Here is a 14,519-nt window from a genome sequence, read left to right as displayed (position 1 = left end):
TTGGTACGAAAGGTCAAGCCGATGAAGAAGTTGCTCTTGGCGGTCACCGCCGTCGCCGCCCTGGCCGTCGCGGCCGGAACGCCGGCCCATGCGCAGCGCGGCGTCGCGGCAGGGGTGGCAGCAGGGATCATCGGCGGAGCCATCGTTGGCGGCGCGCTGGCCTCTCCGTATTATTACGGACCTGGCCCGGGCTATTATTACGAGCCCGGCTATTATCCGCCCCGCTACTACGCGCCCGCTCCCGGCTATGTCGCTGACGGCTATTACGGCGGCGGCTGCGTCTGGCAGAGGCAGCGCTTCTGGGATGGCTATGCCTGGCGCGTCCGCCGCGTCCGAGTTTGCGGTTGAGGCGCCGCGAACCGGCTAGCTGCGACGGCTTGAGCCAGACCGGTTCACTACGGATGCGCTGTTCATCTCGGGGCCTGAAAAACACCGCTTTTTCTCGTCACAGCTCCGTGCGCGTTTACCCTGGATTGACCATTTGCGAGCTTGCTAGCCCAACGGCCAATTCCATCAGAGTGTGCGTGAACCTTTGAAACCCGGGCGCCTCTAATCAGAGGAACCCATCTCCCAGGAGAGCCCTGAGCATGAAGAAGACTTTAGTTGCTGCCCTCACGGTTGCGACGGTCGCCGGTTCGCTGGTGACCGCCACTCCGTCCGCGAAGGCCCATGATGGCGTCGGCGCCGGCATCGCGGCCGGCCTGATCGGCGGCGCCATCGTCGGCGGCGCCATCGCGTCGAGCCGTCCCGCCTATGGCGGCCCCGTCTACGTCGCCGAGCCCCCGCCGCCCGCGCCCTGCTATTGGCGCCGTGAGCGCTATTGGGACGGCTACGGCTGGGTCAGCCGCCCGGTTCGCGTCTGCTACTGATCTGATCGCATCGCGCTCGCAAGCGCCGTGATCGAAGCCCGGCCCGAGACAATCGGCCGGGCTTTTTCGTTGCTCCTGCGCTATCGCGTCGCCTGGATCGAGCGCAGCACCTCTTCGCTCGGCCAGCAATCAACCTTGAGGCCGGCCGATTTCTGATAGGCGCCGAGCGCGGCGCGCGTCTGCATGCCGGCCTTGCCGTCGATCTTGTCCTTGTAGAGTCCCATGCGCGTGAGCCCGCGCTGCATGGCCTCGACGTCTTTGGTGCGCAACTGCTTGGAGGCCGACCATGGCGTTGCGAACGGCAGCGAGCTGGTCATGCGGTCGCTGAGATGGCCGACGAACAGCACGTAGAGATCGGAGAAATTGTATTCCTTGATGACGAAGTAGTTCTTCGTGGTCAGGAACGACGGGCCATAGATGCCCTCGGGCTGGAGCAGCGAAGCCGGCTGCGCCTGCTCCGCGGCACTCAGGCGCTGGCCACGCACCGGCACAAAGCCTTCGCGCAGCCATTGGCCGATCGGCTTCGTTACCTCGGGCACGCCGGTGGTACAATCGACCTTGGCCGGTGCCTGGACCTCGTAAGCCCAGCGCAGGCCACTCTGCCAGCCCTTGTTGACGAGCTGTTGCGCGGCCGAGGCCAGCGCATCGGGCACGGAATGCCAGATGTCGATGCGACCGTCGCCGTCGAAATCGACGCCATGCTTGTAATATTCGGACGGGAGGAATTGCGTGAGCCCGGTGGCACCCGCCCAGGACGAACGCATGTCCTTGCGCGTCACCACGCCCTCGCCGAGGATCTTCAGCGCGAGGATGAACTCGGTCCGGTATTGATCCTTGCGGCGCCCGACATAGGCCTGCGTCGCCAGCACGCGCACGAGATCGTAAGGCAGCGCGTAGCGACCGTAATCGGTCTCCCGGCCCCAGATCGCAAGCATCACGGTCGCAGGCACGCCCGACTTCTTTTCGATCTCGCTCAGCGAGGCGCGATATTTCTGCAGCAGCCGCTGTCCTTCGCCCGCAAGCCGCGCGATCGAGGCTTCCTTGACGTAGTCCGCCGGCACCTGGACGAACTCGGCCTGCGACGGCGCGCCGGTCGCGGGCCGTCCCGGCAGGATCAGGTCGGGCAGCTTGTAATCGGGCTCGAGCCCGCGCGTCTGCTCGTCGAACGTCGCGCGCGAGACGCCTTCGGCCTGCGCTTCCGGCCAGAGCGAGGCGATGAACTGCGTGAAGGCCGCGTCGGCGGCGCGGGCGGACGACCAGCCGCAGGTGACTACGATCACCGCAGCGATGAGCGCCCGCCGCATCATGCCGCCATCACCGCGTCAGCTTCTTGTACTTCACCCGGTGCGGAATGATGCTGTCCTGGCCGAGCCGGCGCATCTTGTCCTTCTCGTAGTCCTGGAAGTTGCCTTCGAACCATTCGACGTGGCTGTCGCCTTCGAAGGCCAGGATGTGGGTCGCGATACGGTCGAGGAACCAGCGATCGTGGCTGATGATGACGGCGCAGCCGGCAAAGTCCTCCAGCGCCTCTTCGAGCGCGCGCAGCGTGTCGACGTCGAGATCGTTGGTCGGCTCGTCGAGCAGCAGCACGTTGGCGCCCGACTTCAGCATCTTGGCGAGATGCACGCGATTGCGCTCGCCGCCCGAGAGCGCGCCGACCTTCTTCTGCTGGTCTGCGCCCTTGAAGTTGAACGCCGAGCAATAGCCGCGCGAATTGACTTCCTTCTTGCCGAGCAGGATCAATTCGTTGCCGCCGGAGATCTCCTCCCACACGGTCTTCTTGCCGTCGAGCGCGTCGCGCGACTGGTCGACATAGCCGAGATGCACGGTCTCGCCGACCGTGATCGTGCCAGAGTCCGGCTTCTCCTGGCCCGTGATCATCCTGAACAACGTCGTCTTGCCGGCGCCGTTGGGGCCGATCACGCCGACGATGCCGCCGGGCGGCAGCTTGAAGGTGAGATTCTCGATCAAGAGGCGATCGCCAAAGCCTTTGCTGAGGCCGTCGAAATCGACGACGTTGGCGCCGAGCCGCTCGGCAACGGGAATGATGATCTGGGCGGTCTGAGTCTGCTTCTCGCTCGCTTTCTTGAGCAGCTCCTCATAGCGCTGGTAGCGCGCTTTCGACTTGGCCTGGCGCGCCTTCGGCGAGGACGCGACCCATTCCTGCTCGCGGGCGAGCGTCTTCTGGTGCGCCGCATCCTCGCGCCCCTCCTGCTCCAGGCGCTTCTGCTTCTGCACCAGCCAGGACGAATAATTGCCCTCGTAGGGGATACCGCGGCCGCGATCGAGCTCGAGGATCCAGCCCGTGACGTTGTCGAGGAAGTAGCGGTCGTGGGTGACGATCAGGATCGCGCCGGGATAGTTGCGCAGGTGCCCTTCCAGCCACGACACGGATTCGGCGTCGAGATGGTTGGTCGGCTCGTCCAGCAGCAGCAGCTCGGGCTGGTCCAGCAGCAGCCGGCACAGCGCGACGCGGCGGCGCTCACCGCCGGAGAGCTTGGTCACGTCGGCATCATCGGGCGGACAGCGCAGCGCGTCCATGGCCTGATCGACCTTGCTGTCGAGATCCCAGAGGCCCTGGGCCTCGATCTCGTCCTGCAGCTTGGTCATTTCGTCGGCGGTCTCGTCCGAGTAATTGACCGCGAGCTCGTTGTAGCGGTCGAGGATCGCCTTCTGCTTGGCCACGCCCTGCATCACGTTCTCGCGTACCGAGAGCTTTGGATCGAGCTGCGGCTCCTGCTCGAGATAGCCGACGCGGGCACCCTCGGCGACCCAGGCCTCGCCGGTATATTCCTTGTCGAGGCCGGCCATGATCTTGAGCAGCGTCGACTTGCCCGAGCCGTTGACGCCGAGCACGCCGATCTTGGCGTCCGGATAGAACGACAGATGGATGTTATCGAGCACCTTCCGGGTCGGGTAGCTCTTGGTCAGGCCCTGCATGAAATAGATGAACTGGCGCGCCATCGGTCCCGAAAACCTTCGATTTGAGGAAATTTGCTTCGCCGCCGATGTAGCGATCCCGCCCCCAAAGGGCAACGTTTTCCGTCCGTTCACCACGGATGAATACGGGATGGACACCATCCGGCCACCGATCCGGACAATTGAAACCATCTTTTAATAAATCAGGCCGAAAGCTCGGTTTCGCGCGGAAACAGCGCCACCCGCTCAGAACGAACGGGAGCACAGCGAGGCCGCATCATGGCTCTGATCGAGACCCATTCTCTTCCTGTTCCGGCAGAAGCCGGCCACGTCTCCGGGTTCGTCTCGGAGGTCAAGGGCTTCTGGAAGCGCTTCTTCGCCACCGCCTTTAACCCCTACCGGCCCGAACTGCACTACATGCGCGGTCCCGGCCCGGCCTGGCGCGCCAAGCACGGCATGGATGCGCCGTTCCGTCTGAAGCCCCGCGACCTCTAAAGCGCCTCTCGCCTGTCGGATTTTTGAAGACGCAAGCGGCTTGCGCGCTGACAAGATTGCGCGCAACCATGGCTAGGTTCCGACGACGGCGCTTCGCCCCGCGCCCACCTCTCGCCATGGATGAACGCCGATGAGCCGGCTGCGCTGTGCAATTCTCGACGACTATTTCAACCTCGCACTCGACGTCGCCGACTGGCAGAAACTGTCCGACCGCGTCGATGTCACCGTGTTCAGTCATCCCTTCGCTTCCGAACAGGCCGCGGCCAGCGCGCTGGCCGATTTCGAGATCATCTGCGCGATGCGCGAGCGCACCGCATTCCCCAGGAGCCTGTTTGCGAGCTTGCCGAAGCTGAAGCTGCTCTTGACGTCGGGCATGCGCAATGCCGCGATCGACATGGAGGCCGCCAAGGCGCGCGGCATCTTCGTCGGCGGCACGCAATATTCCCGCGATCCCACCGCACCGCTGACCATGGGCCTGATCCTGGAGCTGACCCGCGGCATCGGCCGCGAGAACGCGCGCATGCATGCCGGCGAGCCCTGGCAGACCTTTGCCGGCGTCGAGATCGAGGGCATGACGCTCGGCATCGTCGGGCTCGGCAAGCTCGGCAGCAAGATGGCCGGGATCGCCAAGGCGTTCGGCATGAACGTGATCGCCTGGAGCCCCAACCTCACGCCGGAGAAGTGCGCCGCTGCAGGCGTCGGCTACGCCACCAAGGAGGAGCTGTTCGCCAAGTCCGACATCGTCACCATCCATGTGGTGTTGAGCGATCGCTCGCGCGGCCTCGTCGGCGCTGCCGATCTGGCGCGGATGAAGCCGACGGCCTTCCTCGTCAACACCGCGCGGGGGCCGATCGTGGACGAGCAGGCGCTGCTTGAGGCGTTGCAGCAGAAGAAGATCGCAGGCGCCGGCTTGGATGTGTTCTCGGTCGAGCCGCTGCCGCTCGACCATCCCTTCCGCAAGCTCGACAACCTCGTGCTGACGCCGCATCTCGGCTACGCCACAAAGGACGGCCTGCGCATCCATTACGGCCAGATGGTCGAGGCGATCGACGCCTTCACTGAAGGCGGCGAGCTGCCGCGCAAGCTGGCCTGAAACGACGAAGGGCGCGCCGATGGCACGCCCTTCACTGGATCGGATTTCGTGGAGAGCGCTTAGCGCACGGTGACCGGTGCAGGCAGCGGCGGCACCACCGTCGGCTGCGTGCCCGGGACCGGGCCGGCCTGTGCGGCCATCGGAGCCGGACCGGCAGCGCCAGCCGCCGGCGCGGCGGAGGCGGTCGCCGTTCCCGGGGGCGGGCCGCCCGGCAGCACCACGACGCGGGTGCCGACCTTGACGCGATCGAACAGGTCAGAGACGTCCTCGTTCAGCATGCCGATGCAGCCCGACGACACGAACTTGCCGATGGTCGAAGGCTGGTTGGTGCCGTGGATGCGGTAGACGGTCGAGCCGAGATACATCGCGCGGGCCCCGAGCGGATTGCCGGGACCACCGGCCATGAAGCGCGGCAGATAGGGCTGGCGCTCGATCATTTCCGTCGGCGGATGCCAATCCGGCCACTCGGCCTTGCGGGTGATTTTCTGCACGCCGGTCCAGGTGAAGCCGTCGCGGCCGACGCGGACGCCGTAGCGGATCGCGCGGCCGTTGCCGAGCACGTAATAGAGATAGGTGTTGGGCGTATCGACCACGAGGGTGCCGGCTGGCTCCTTGGTCTGGAACGCGACCTCCTGGCGGCGCAGGTTCGGCGGCAGCTGCGCCGGCGCGGCGTCCGGCTGCTCCTCCGGCGGCAGCGAGGCGATCGTCATCGGCCGGCCATCGGCGCCGACGGGCGGCTGCCCGGCCTGAACCGTTCCGGTCGCGGCGGGACCACCAACGGCCTCTGGCGGACGCAGGCCGTCATCGGCCTGTCCCTGCTGGCCCGGACGGTTGGCATAGATCACCGGCGGCGGACCGGCGGGGCGGCCGTAGCGAGGATCATCGGGCGACATCACCGGCCCTTGCGGCGGCGCGGCCGAATAGACCGGCGGAGCACCGGCCGGACGACCATAGCGCGGATCATCCGGCGACATCACCGGGCCCTGCGGAGCGGCCGAGTAGACCGGGGGAGCGCCGGCGGGATGGCCAGTGCGCGGATCGTCGGCCGGGCCGGGCGGCGGCAGCGACGCATGCGGCATCGCGTCGTCGTCATCGTCCAGGGCGTCGAAGTTCGGCATGCGGTCGCCGGGCCGATATTCGGCCGGGGCGCCATAGCTGGGGGCCTGCTGGACCGGGTAGCTCTGAGCCTGCGCGAGCGAGGTTCCCGCCGCAGCGACTGTTGCGGCAGCGCATATCGTCAGAAAATGTTTGATCATCATCGCTCTTGTATAGCCCCGGGGCCCCATAAGGACCGTTAACGGCCAGATGGCCGAAGATAGCGGCACATTCAAGACATATCAGGCCTATTTGCGCCGGATTTGTCGATTTGTGATCCGCAAGACTACCGTTGCCCCGTTGCATCACGGGGCCGAAATCGCATGGCGCCGTGGATTGCCGGACGCATCGCCCCCGAATTTAACGGAACGAGGCGGAATCGTTGCGGTATGTTGGAATCAGCCTGATTCGCCTCCGCTTTGAGCTCCGCCCCGCGCGGCGAACGCGGCAAACAGTACCGTCACCGCGTTCAGATGGCTCATGGGCCCCGGTACCGCCGGGGCGGAAATTCGTAATCCGTCGATGCTTCCCGGCTTTCGCTTCCTGTTTGCCGCGATCCTGCTGTCAACCTCAATCCTGGTGTTCGGCCTGGGTGCCGCCGCGCTGCTGCGGACGAGCCATGAGCAGTATGTCAGCAACCCTCCCTCCTGGCGGAACGGCCCGCAGGAGCAGATGTTCGCACAAGCCCCCGAGCCGGCCCAGCCGGTGCTCGCGGTGCTCCGCGCCGAACCCGAGGTGACCGCCGAGCCCGAGCCGTCGGTGCGCGACCAGATACCGACCATCGGCTTGCCGGCAAGCGGGCCCGAGCAGCTCGCCGCCCTGATGACCGAGGCCGAGGTCCAGCCGCAGGTCGTCGCACCTCCTCCGGCTGAAGCGGCGGCCGTCGAGCCCGTCACGACCGAGACCAAGGCGGAAGCGACTGCCGTGGTGCCCGCCGACACGCTAACGCCCGCCGACACCACCGCGTCGCTTCCCGACGCCAAGCCTGACATCAACCCTGCCGCTGTCGCGAGCGCCGACGAACCGGCTTCCACTGCGGCCCTCGCCTCCCCGGCGCCCGATGTCGCCGCAACCAAGCTGGCTGTGCTGAACGATCCGGCGACCACGGCCGTGAAGGATGCGCCGGCGAAGGCCAAGGCCGATCGCAAGCCGGACAGCAGCAAGGCCGACGACAAGGCGACCAAGCGCAAGGCGAAGGCCAAGAAACGGCACCGCGTGGTGCGGCGTCCGCCGCCTCAGCAGTTGCAGCAGCAGCTCGATCCGTTCGGGCAGCCGCAGCAGACTTTTGCTACGACGACCACGCGCACACGGTGATCGTTCTTCGCCTCTCCCCGCTTACGGGGCGAGGGAGTGGGCCGTCATCGAGGCGGTGATCTCACGCCGGGCCGGTCGCGACGGCCGGGCCGCCCTCCTGGCCCCATTCCGACCACGAGCCGTCATAGAGCGCGGTATCTGTGATGCCCAGGCGATAGAGCGCGAGCGTCAGCACGCCGGCGGAGACGCCCGAGCCGCAGCTGGTCACGATCGGCGCATCGAGCTTGACGCCGGCATTGGTGAAGGCGGCGCGCAGATCCTCGAGCGGCTTCATCTCGCCGGTCGCGGCATCGAACAGCAGATTGTAGGGCACGTTGCGGGCGCCGGGGATGTGGCCGGAGCGGATGCCCGGACGCGGCTCGGGCGCGCGGCCCTCGAAGCGATCGGCGGCGCGTGCGTCGATCACCTGCTCCTTGCGGCTTTCGACGTTGGCGATGAGCTGCTGCATGCTGCGCACGCGCTTTGCATCGTAGCTCGCCTTGAACGTCGCCGGCTTCGGCGTCACCTCGCCGCTCTCGACCGGGCGCCCTTCCGCACGCCACTTCTTCAGGCCGCCATTGAGAATGCGCACATTGGTATGACCGAAGGCCAGGAACATCCACCACGCGCGCGGCGCGGCAACCCAGCCGCCGGCATCGTAGAGCACGACGGTGTCGCTGTTACCGATGCCGAGATTGCCGACATCGCGACCGAACTGCTCGGCGCTCGGATACATGTGCGGCAGCGGGTTGGAATGGTCCGACACCGCGTCGACGTCGAAGAACACAGCGCCCGGCAGATGCGCGGCGAGATAATCGTCCTTCGGCAGCGGCAGCACGCCCGGCAGCTTGAAGCTGGCATCGAGGATCTTGACGTTGGCATCGCCCATATGGGCGGCGAGCCATTCGGTGGAGACGAGGGGGTCGGTGGCCATTGCTGTTTCCTTTGTCATTCCGGGGCGCCCGGAGGGCGAGCCCGGAATCCATCGGGCGGCAGAGTCGGTTGTTGAATGGATTCCGGGTTCGCGACTTCCTCGCGCCCCGGAATGACGAGTGGAGAGAGCGAGGCGCTCACCCCTTCTTCTTCGGCTCCCACTTCTCCGTCGGGCCACCGGCGTCGCGCCAGGCGGCGTAGCCGCCGGCGATGTGGGCAACGGGCTTGAGGCCCATGTCCTGCGCGGTCTTGGCGGCGAGCGCGGAGCGCAGGCCGCCGGCGCAGTGGAACACGAACTTCTTGTCTTCCTGGAAGATCGGCTTGGCGTAAGGGCTTTGCGGATCGATCCAGAACTCCAGCATGCCGCGGGTGCAGGCGAACGCACCGGGGATGCGGCCGTCGCGCTCGATCTCACGGGGATCGCGGATGTCGACGATGACGACGTCGCCGTTCTTGGAGATCTCGATGGCGTCCTTGGCGGTGAGCGTCTCGATCTCGGCATTGGCCTCGTCGATCAGCGCCTTGATGCCGCGGGTGATGGTCTGGGGCATGGGTCTTCCCTTCTTTTCCGCCGTCGTTCCGGGGCGATGCGCAGCATCGAACCCGGAACCTCGAGATTCCGGGTTCGCGCTACGCGCGCCCCGGAATGACGACGCGTGTCAGTGCGTCAATTCCTTCATCGCGCCTTCCAGCCCTTCGATCGTGATCGGATACATCCGATTGGCGAAGATGCGTTTGATGATGGTGGTCGATTCCGAATAGTCCCAATGCTTCTGCTGCACCGGGTTCAGCCACACCGCGTGCGGATAGGTGCGGATGATGCGGTCGAGCCAGACGGAGCCGGGCTCCTCGTTGACGTGCTCGACCGAGCCGCCCGGCACCATGATCTCGTAAGGCGACATCGAGGCGTCGCCGACGAACACGACCTTGTAGTCGTGCGGATATTTATGCAGCACGTCCCAGGTCGGGGTGCGGTCGGTGAAGCGGCGCTTGTTCTGCTTCCACACGCCTTCATAGAGGCAGTTGTGGAAGTAGAAATACTCCATGTGCTTGAATTCGCTCTTCGCCGCCGAAAACAGCTCCTCGACCTGCTCGATATGCGCGTCCATCGAGCCGCCGATGTCGAAGAACACCAACAGCTTCACCGCATTGCGCCGCTCGGGGCGCATGTGCACGTCGAGATAGCCGTGATTGGCGGTCTCGCGGATGGTGGTGTCGAGATCGAGCTCGTCGGGTGCGCCGGTGCGCGCGAACTTGCGCAGGCGCCGCAGCGCGACCTTGATGTTGCGGATGCCGAGCTCGACATTGCCGTCGAGATCTTTGAACTCGCGCTTGTCCCACACCTTCACGGCGCGGTTGTTGCGGTTCTTCTCCTGACCGATGCGCACGCCCTCGGGATTGTAGCCGTGGGCGCCGAATGGCGAGGTGCCGGCGGTGCCGATCCACTTCGAGCCGCCCTGGTGCCGGCCCTTTTGCTCCTCGAGGCGCTTCTTCAGCGTCTCCATGAGCTTGTCCCAGCCCATGGCCTCGATCTGCTTCTTCTCTTCCTCGGTGAGGTACTTTTCCGCGAGCTTCTTCAGCCACTCCTCGGGGATCTCCGCCTTCTCCATGGCGTCGAGCAGGCTTTCCAGCCCCTTGAAGACGGTGCCGAAGACGCGATCGAACTTGTCGAGATTGCGCTCGTCCTTCACCAGCGAGGCGCGTGAAAGGTAGTAGAAATTCTCGACGGTGTAGTCCGCAAGGTCGGCGTCGAGCGCCTCCATCAGCGTGAGGTATTCGCGCAGCGTCACGGGGACCTGCGCATCGCGCAGAGAGGTGAAGAATTGCAGGAACATGGGTGACAGATTGCCCGTCGGATGGCTGACGTCAAGGGGCGGCACTTCAGCTCTCCCGTAAGGAGGGGTCGGCACGCAGTGCCGGGTGAGGGTTTCGCTTCCTCGTGGCGCCCCCCTCACCCGATTTGCTGCGCAAATCGACCTCTCCCCGCTGGGGAGAGGTGAAGCGCTGGCGTGCCGATTCAACGTGGACCCAAGGGCTTTTTGCTCTAGAATTGAGACCGTCACGGGGTTGTTTTGGGGACGTTTGCAATGGGAATTCTCGCAGCACTCATCATCGGTGCCATTGCCGGCTGGCTGGCCGGCAAGATTGTCCACGGGGCGGGATTTGGGCTGATCGGCAATATGGTCGTCGGCATCATCGGCGCGCTGGTCGCGAGCTGGGTGCTGCCGCAGCTGCATATCGCGCTGGCCACCGGCACGGTCGGCGCCATCGTGGACGCCACCATCGGCGCGGTGATTGTGCTCGTCATCCTTTCGCTGATAAGACGGGTCTGAAAGCCTGACCGAACCAGGAACGGCCGCCCTGCGCGGCCGTTCCCATGTCGCGACCGGGGCGCTGTCCCGGCCGACGACCAACAAGGACGCGCAATGAAATTCACGGGCACCAAGGACTATGTTGCGACCGACGATCTCAAGGTCGCCGTCAATGCCTCGATCGTGCTGGAGCGCCCGCTCCTGGTGAAGGGCGAGCCCGGCACCGGCAAGACGGTGCTGGCGGAGGAAGTGGCGAAGGCGCTGAACGCGCCGCTTCTGACCTGGCACATCAAGTCCACCACCAAGGCGCAGCAGGGCCTCTACGAATACGACGCGGTGTCGCGCCTGCGCGACAGCCAGCTCGGCGACAGCAGAGTCTCCGACATCAAGAACTACATCAAGCGCGGCAAGCTGTGGGAGGCCTTCACCGCCGAGCAGCGCCCCGTGCTCCTGATCGACGAGATCGACAAGGCCGACATCGAATTCCCTAACGACCTCTTGCTCGAGCTCGACCGCATGGAATTCCATGTCTACGAGACCGGCGAGACGATCAAGGCCAAGCAGCGCCCGATCATGATGATCACCTCCAACAACGAGAAGGAGCTGCCGGACGCTTTTCTCCGCCGCTGCTTCTTCCACTACATCAAATTCCCCGACGCCGACACCATGGCCCGCATCGTCGACGTCCACTTCCCCGGCATCAAGAAGCGCCTCGTCGAGGAGGCGCTGCGCATCTTCTTCGAGGTGCGCGAGGTGCCCGGCCTGAAGAAGAAGCCGTCGACGTCGGAGTTGCTCGACTGGCTCAAGCTGCTGCTCAACGAGGACATGAGCGCCGAGCAATTGAGGGAACGGGATCCGCGAAAACTGATCCCGCCGCTGCATGGCGCGCTGCTGAAGAACGAGCAGGACGTGCATCTGTTCGAGCGGCTCGCGTTCCTGAGCCGACGGGAAGTGTGAGGCCCCACGAGAGTGCAGTAGACACACGACTGCCTCCACACCGTCATTGCGAGCGCAGCGAAGCAATCCAGAATCTTTCCCTTGAGGCAGTCTGGATTGCTTCGCCGTGCTCGCAATGACGGAGCAAGGGGCAACGGCATCGTTCTCCAATTCACATCTTCATTGCAGGCGCACGCTCGCGTTCTCGCGGCGCATCCCGTCCGAGCTTTGCTTGCAGTTCCTCGCTCTCCGAAGAAGAAGGGCGCAGGGAAGGCCGGGTGCCGGCTGGCACCCGCGGTCTGCTGCGCAAAAGGCACGCGCAGAAAACCGCACAGCAGCATACAGGTGAAGCCCAACACACGGCCTTCCCTGCGCGATGGTCGGACGGCTTATGCCGTGCTCTCCCGGGAGCCGAGTTCGTTCTGGCCTCCCTCGCCGTTCGAATTGACGATGCCGTCTGCCCGGTTGGGCTCGCGCACATCTTCGATCCGGCTTGACCGTAGCAACGACGGCCAGGACCACACGGTTTTGCCGTACGCAGCTCATCCGGCTTCGCCCAAGGGCTTCGCCGGACTTCGGCGCCGTTCGTCTGCACGCGGGTTTCAGGCTCACGGGGACTACCCGCCCTGCCCGCCCATCTCGTGCCGACGCTGCTGCGTCCACCGCAACCCAGCCCGCGTTTCGAACGACTCGCGAACCGCCCCTCTTCGGCGGGCCGGGCTGTGTCGATCTATGCCGTAATTCCGAATTTCGGTAAAGTGGAATATTTTTCCGGGAACGGGTTGACGCGCGAGCGACACAGCCGGGCCTCCCAGGGAGGAACGAGCCTGCGTGTCCCGGACGCGCTGCAGCGTGCAACGCTGCTGCGCCGAGCCGGGGCCCGCATTTCTACGAAGATGTCACGCCACCGCCGTGTCCGGAATCCTTGCGGCTTCCATCGGCGCCTTGCCGCGGATGAGGTCCGAGGCGCGGTCGGCGATCATCATCGTTGACGCATTCAAATTCGCCGAGATCATGCGCGGCATCACGGAGGCGTCGATGACGCGGAGGCCTTCGAGGCCGTGGACGCGAAGCTGGTCGTCGACCACCGCCCACGTGCTGTCCGCCGGACCCATGCGGCAGGTGCAGCCGGGATGGAAGGTGGTCGTGCCGCGCTCGGTGGCGGCGTGCAGGAATTCATCGTCGGTGTTGACGTTGGGCCCGGGGAAATCCTCGTAGGCGTAATAGGGCGACAGCGGCGCCGACTTCAAAAGCCGCCGTGCGAGTTTCATGCCGCCGACGATGACGCGGCGGTCGAGCTCGGCGTCGAGATAATTGGTCTGGATGATAGGCGGCGCGAACGGATCGTTGGAGCGGATGCGGACATAACCGCGGCTCTCCGGTCGCTGCTGCCAGGAGGCCACCGTCATGCCGGGCTCGTCCTCGAGCTGGCCCTGCACGCCTTCCTTGTAGGAGGCCGGCGTGAAGGTAAGCTGCAGGTCGGAGCTCTCGGCGCTCTCGCCGGAATGCCAGAAACAATAGACCATGGTCGGCGACAGCGAGAGCAGGCCACGGCGCGCAGTCGCCCATTTCAGCGCCTCGATCCACAGCGAGAAGCCGCGGCGAAGCTCGTTGATGGTCTTGATGTCCTTGACGCGTGCAACCGTGCGCGGCGCGTAATGGTCCTGCAGGCCCTCGCCGACCGGAAGCGCGTGACGCACCGCGATGCCGTGCTGCTGCAACAGATCGGGCGAGCCGATACCGGAGAGCTGCAGCAGCTGCGGCGAATTATAGGTGCCGCCGGCGAGGATCACCTCCTTGTTGGCGCGTACTTCGACAGGCTGGCCGCCGCGGCCGCCTTTGCTGTAGCGCACGCCGACGGCGCGCTTACCCTCGAAGATGATCTCGGTGGCGTGCGCGTGCGTGCGCACATGCACGTTGGGCCGCTTCATCGCCGGCTTGAGGAACGCGGTCGAACCGGAGACGCGCAGACCGTTGTTGATGGTGCGCTGGCAGTAGGAGACGCCTTCCTGGGTCTTGCCGTTGTAATCGGGATTGCGGGGAATGCCGAGCGACACAGCGCCTTCCATGAAGGCTTCGCAGAGCGGATCGCGCCAGTCCATCGTCGTCACCGTGAGGCTGCCCTCGCGGCCGCGATAGGTGTCCTCGCCCTCGCCGATCCGCTTCTCCAGCCGGCGGAAATAGGGCAGCACGTCGGCATAGCCCCAGCCGCGATTGCCCATTTGCGCCCAGGTGTCGAAATCCATGCGCTGGCCGCGATTGTAGATGTGGCCGTTGATCGAGGACGAGCCGCCCAGCGTCTTGCCCCGCGGCGCGTAGATGCTGCGGCCATTGGTGTACGGCCCGGGCTCCTGCTGGTAGGCCCAGTTGATGCTCTTCATGTGGAAGGTCTTGATGAACCCCGCCGGCAGATGAATGTAGGGGTGCCAGTCGGAAGGGCCCGCTTCGAGCACGCAGACGCTGGTGTTCGGATCCTCGCTGAGCCGGCTGGTGAGCACGCAACCGGCGGAGCCCGCGCCGACGATCACATAATCAAATCTGTCCATGGTCCCTCGGCCGCCTTATCGATCGATC

The 14,519-nt window shown here is 65.4% G+C and carries 14 protein-coding genes; 7 read left to right on the top strand and 7 right to left on the bottom strand.

Features of this window, described 5'->3' with window-relative positions; all coding sequences use genetic code 11:
* Positions 1-21 precede the first annotated feature (21 nt).
* Both P6U31_RS09625 and P6U31_RS09620 read left to right on the top strand, forming a co-directional pair.
* Positions 22-348, top strand: a complete 327-nt coding sequence (locus P6U31_RS09625; RefSeq protein WP_407189806.1) for a hypothetical protein — start codon at positions 22-24, stop codon at positions 346-348.
* A gap of 239 nt (positions 349-587) precedes the next feature.
* Complete coding sequence (locus tag P6U31_RS09620) at positions 588-869, top strand: hypothetical protein (RefSeq protein ID WP_128927381.1); 282 nt, start codon at positions 588-590, stop codon at positions 867-869.
* Between the two features lie 80 nt (positions 870-949).
* Here P6U31_RS09620 and P6U31_RS09615 read toward each other — a convergent pair whose 3' ends face one another.
* Positions 950-2,176, bottom strand: a complete 1,227-nt coding sequence (locus tag P6U31_RS09615; protein WP_407187955.1) for a lytic murein transglycosylase — start codon at positions 2,174-2,176, stop codon at positions 950-952.
* 7 nt (positions 2,177-2,183) lie between these two features.
* A complete protein-coding gene (gene ettA, locus P6U31_RS09610; protein ID WP_407187954.1) occupies positions 2,184-3,833 on the bottom strand; it encodes an energy-dependent translational throttle protein EttA in 1,650 nt (549 codons plus the stop codon).
* 234 nt (positions 3,834-4,067) lie between these two features.
* On the opposite strand from ettA, the gene P6U31_RS09605 reads away from it, so the two are divergent.
* A complete protein-coding gene (locus tag P6U31_RS09605; RefSeq protein ID WP_100235454.1) occupies positions 4,068-4,283 on the top strand; it encodes a hypothetical protein in 216 nt (71 codons plus the stop codon).
* A 130-nt stretch (positions 4,284-4,413) separates the two neighbouring features.
* The gene (locus P6U31_RS09600; RefSeq protein WP_407187953.1) at positions 4,414-5,376 is read left to right on the top strand and encodes a D-2-hydroxyacid dehydrogenase family protein; all 963 of its coding nucleotides are present in this window, start codon (positions 4,414-4,416) and stop codon (positions 5,374-5,376) included.
* 59 nt (positions 5,377-5,435) lie between these two features.
* On the opposite strand, the gene P6U31_RS09595 is transcribed toward P6U31_RS09600, so the two are convergent.
* Complete coding sequence (locus tag P6U31_RS09595; protein ID WP_407187952.1) at positions 5,436-6,632, bottom strand: L,D-transpeptidase family protein; 1,197 nt, start codon at positions 6,630-6,632, stop codon at positions 5,436-5,438.
* A 319-nt stretch (positions 6,633-6,951) separates the two neighbouring features.
* On the opposite strand from P6U31_RS09595, the gene P6U31_RS09590 reads away from it, so the two are divergent.
* Entirely contained in the window at positions 6,952-7,785 is an 834-nt protein-coding gene (locus P6U31_RS09590) for a hypothetical protein (RefSeq protein ID WP_407187951.1), read from the top strand.
* A 61-nt stretch (positions 7,786-7,846) separates the two neighbouring features.
* On the opposite strand, the gene sseA is transcribed toward P6U31_RS09590, so the two are convergent.
* The 3 genes from sseA to P6U31_RS09575 all read right to left on the bottom strand — a co-directional run bounded on the left by sseA (position 7,847) and on the right by P6U31_RS09575 (position 10,532).
* Positions 7,847-8,698 carry a 3-mercaptopyruvate sulfurtransferase gene (sseA, locus tag P6U31_RS09585; RefSeq protein WP_407187950.1) on the bottom strand — a complete coding sequence of 284 codons (852 nt, stop codon included), beginning with the start codon at positions 8,696-8,698 and terminating at the stop codon, positions 7,847-7,849.
* A 136-nt stretch (positions 8,699-8,834) separates the two neighbouring features.
* Positions 8,835-9,248: a rhodanese-like domain-containing protein gene (locus P6U31_RS09580; protein WP_028179894.1), complete on the bottom strand. Its 414-nt coding sequence runs from the start codon at positions 9,246-9,248 to the stop codon at positions 8,835-8,837.
* A 108-nt stretch (positions 9,249-9,356) separates the two neighbouring features.
* Complete coding sequence (locus tag P6U31_RS09575) at positions 9,357-10,532, bottom strand: VWA domain-containing protein (protein ID WP_080134207.1); 1,176 nt, start codon at positions 10,530-10,532, stop codon at positions 9,357-9,359.
* 252 nt (positions 10,533-10,784) lie between these two features.
* On the opposite strand from P6U31_RS09575, the gene P6U31_RS09570 reads away from it, so the two are divergent.
* Together P6U31_RS09570 and P6U31_RS09565 are read left to right on the top strand one after the other, a co-directional pair.
* Positions 10,785-11,030: a GlsB/YeaQ/YmgE family stress response membrane protein gene (locus P6U31_RS09570; protein WP_407187949.1), complete on the top strand. Its 246-nt coding sequence runs from the start codon at positions 10,785-10,787 to the stop codon at positions 11,028-11,030.
* Between the two features lie 93 nt (positions 11,031-11,123).
* Positions 11,124-11,966, top strand: a complete 843-nt coding sequence (locus tag P6U31_RS09565) for an AAA family ATPase (protein WP_407187948.1) — start codon at positions 11,124-11,126, stop codon at positions 11,964-11,966.
* Positions 11,967-12,844: 878 nt separating this feature from the next.
* Here the strand turns inward: P6U31_RS09565 and P6U31_RS09560 are convergent.
* The gene (locus P6U31_RS09560; RefSeq protein WP_407187947.1) at positions 12,845-14,491 is read right to left on the bottom strand and encodes a GMC family oxidoreductase; all 1,647 of its coding nucleotides are present in this window, start codon (positions 14,489-14,491) and stop codon (positions 12,845-12,847) included.
* Positions 14,492-14,519: the final 28 nt, after the last annotated feature.

This window comes from Bradyrhizobium centrosematis, from assembly GCF_045571495.1.
GTDB lineage: Bacteria > Pseudomonadota > Alphaproteobacteria > Rhizobiales > Xanthobacteraceae > Bradyrhizobium > Bradyrhizobium centrosematis.
The sequence above is the reverse complement of the archived record's forward strand: the minus strand, read 5'-3'. Positions and strand labels throughout refer to the sequence as shown.

Bases quoted from the DNA above. Each gene is read 5' to 3' on its own strand.
- P6U31_RS09570 (WP_407187949.1), top strand. From the start codon at position 10,785: ATGGGAATTCTCGCAGCACTCATCATCGGTGCCATTGCCGGCTGGCTG.
- P6U31_RS09615 (WP_407187955.1), bottom strand. From the start codon at position 2,176: ATGATGCGGCGGGCGCTCATCGCTGCGGTGATCGTAGTCACCTGCGGC.
- P6U31_RS09595 (WP_407187952.1), bottom strand. From the start codon at position 6,632: ATGATCAAACATTTTCTGACGATATGCGCTGCCGCAACAGTCGCTGCG.
- P6U31_RS09575 (WP_080134207.1), bottom strand. From the start codon at position 10,532: ATGTTCCTGCAATTCTTCACCTCTCTGCGCGATGCGCAGGTCCCCGTG.
- P6U31_RS09565 (WP_407187948.1), top strand. From the start codon at position 11,124: ATGAAATTCACGGGCACCAAGGACTATGTTGCGACCGACGATCTCAAG.
- P6U31_RS09590 (WP_407187951.1), top strand. From the start codon at position 6,952: ATGGGCCCCGGTACCGCCGGGGCGGAAATTCGTAATCCGTCGATGCTT.
- P6U31_RS09600 (WP_407187953.1), top strand. From the start codon at position 4,414: ATGAGCCGGCTGCGCTGTGCAATTCTCGACGACTATTTCAACCTCGCA.
- P6U31_RS09580 (WP_028179894.1), bottom strand. From the start codon at position 9,248: ATGCCCCAGACCATCACCCGCGGCATCAAGGCGCTGATCGACGAGGCC.
- P6U31_RS09620 (WP_128927381.1), top strand. From the start codon at position 588: ATGAAGAAGACTTTAGTTGCTGCCCTCACGGTTGCGACGGTCGCCGGT.
- P6U31_RS09605 (WP_100235454.1), top strand. From the start codon at position 4,068: ATGGCTCTGATCGAGACCCATTCTCTTCCTGTTCCGGCAGAAGCCGGC.
- P6U31_RS09560 (WP_407187947.1), bottom strand. From the start codon at position 14,491: ATGGACAGATTTGATTATGTGATCGTCGGCGCGGGCTCCGCCGGTTGC.
- P6U31_RS09625 (WP_407189806.1), top strand. From the start codon at position 22: ATGAAGAAGTTGCTCTTGGCGGTCACCGCCGTCGCCGCCCTGGCCGTC.
- sseA (WP_407187950.1), bottom strand. From the start codon at position 8,698: ATGGCCACCGACCCCCTCGTCTCCACCGAATGGCTCGCCGCCCATATG.
- ettA (WP_407187954.1), bottom strand. From the start codon at position 3,833: ATGGCGCGCCAGTTCATCTATTTCATGCAGGGCCTGACCAAGAGCTAC.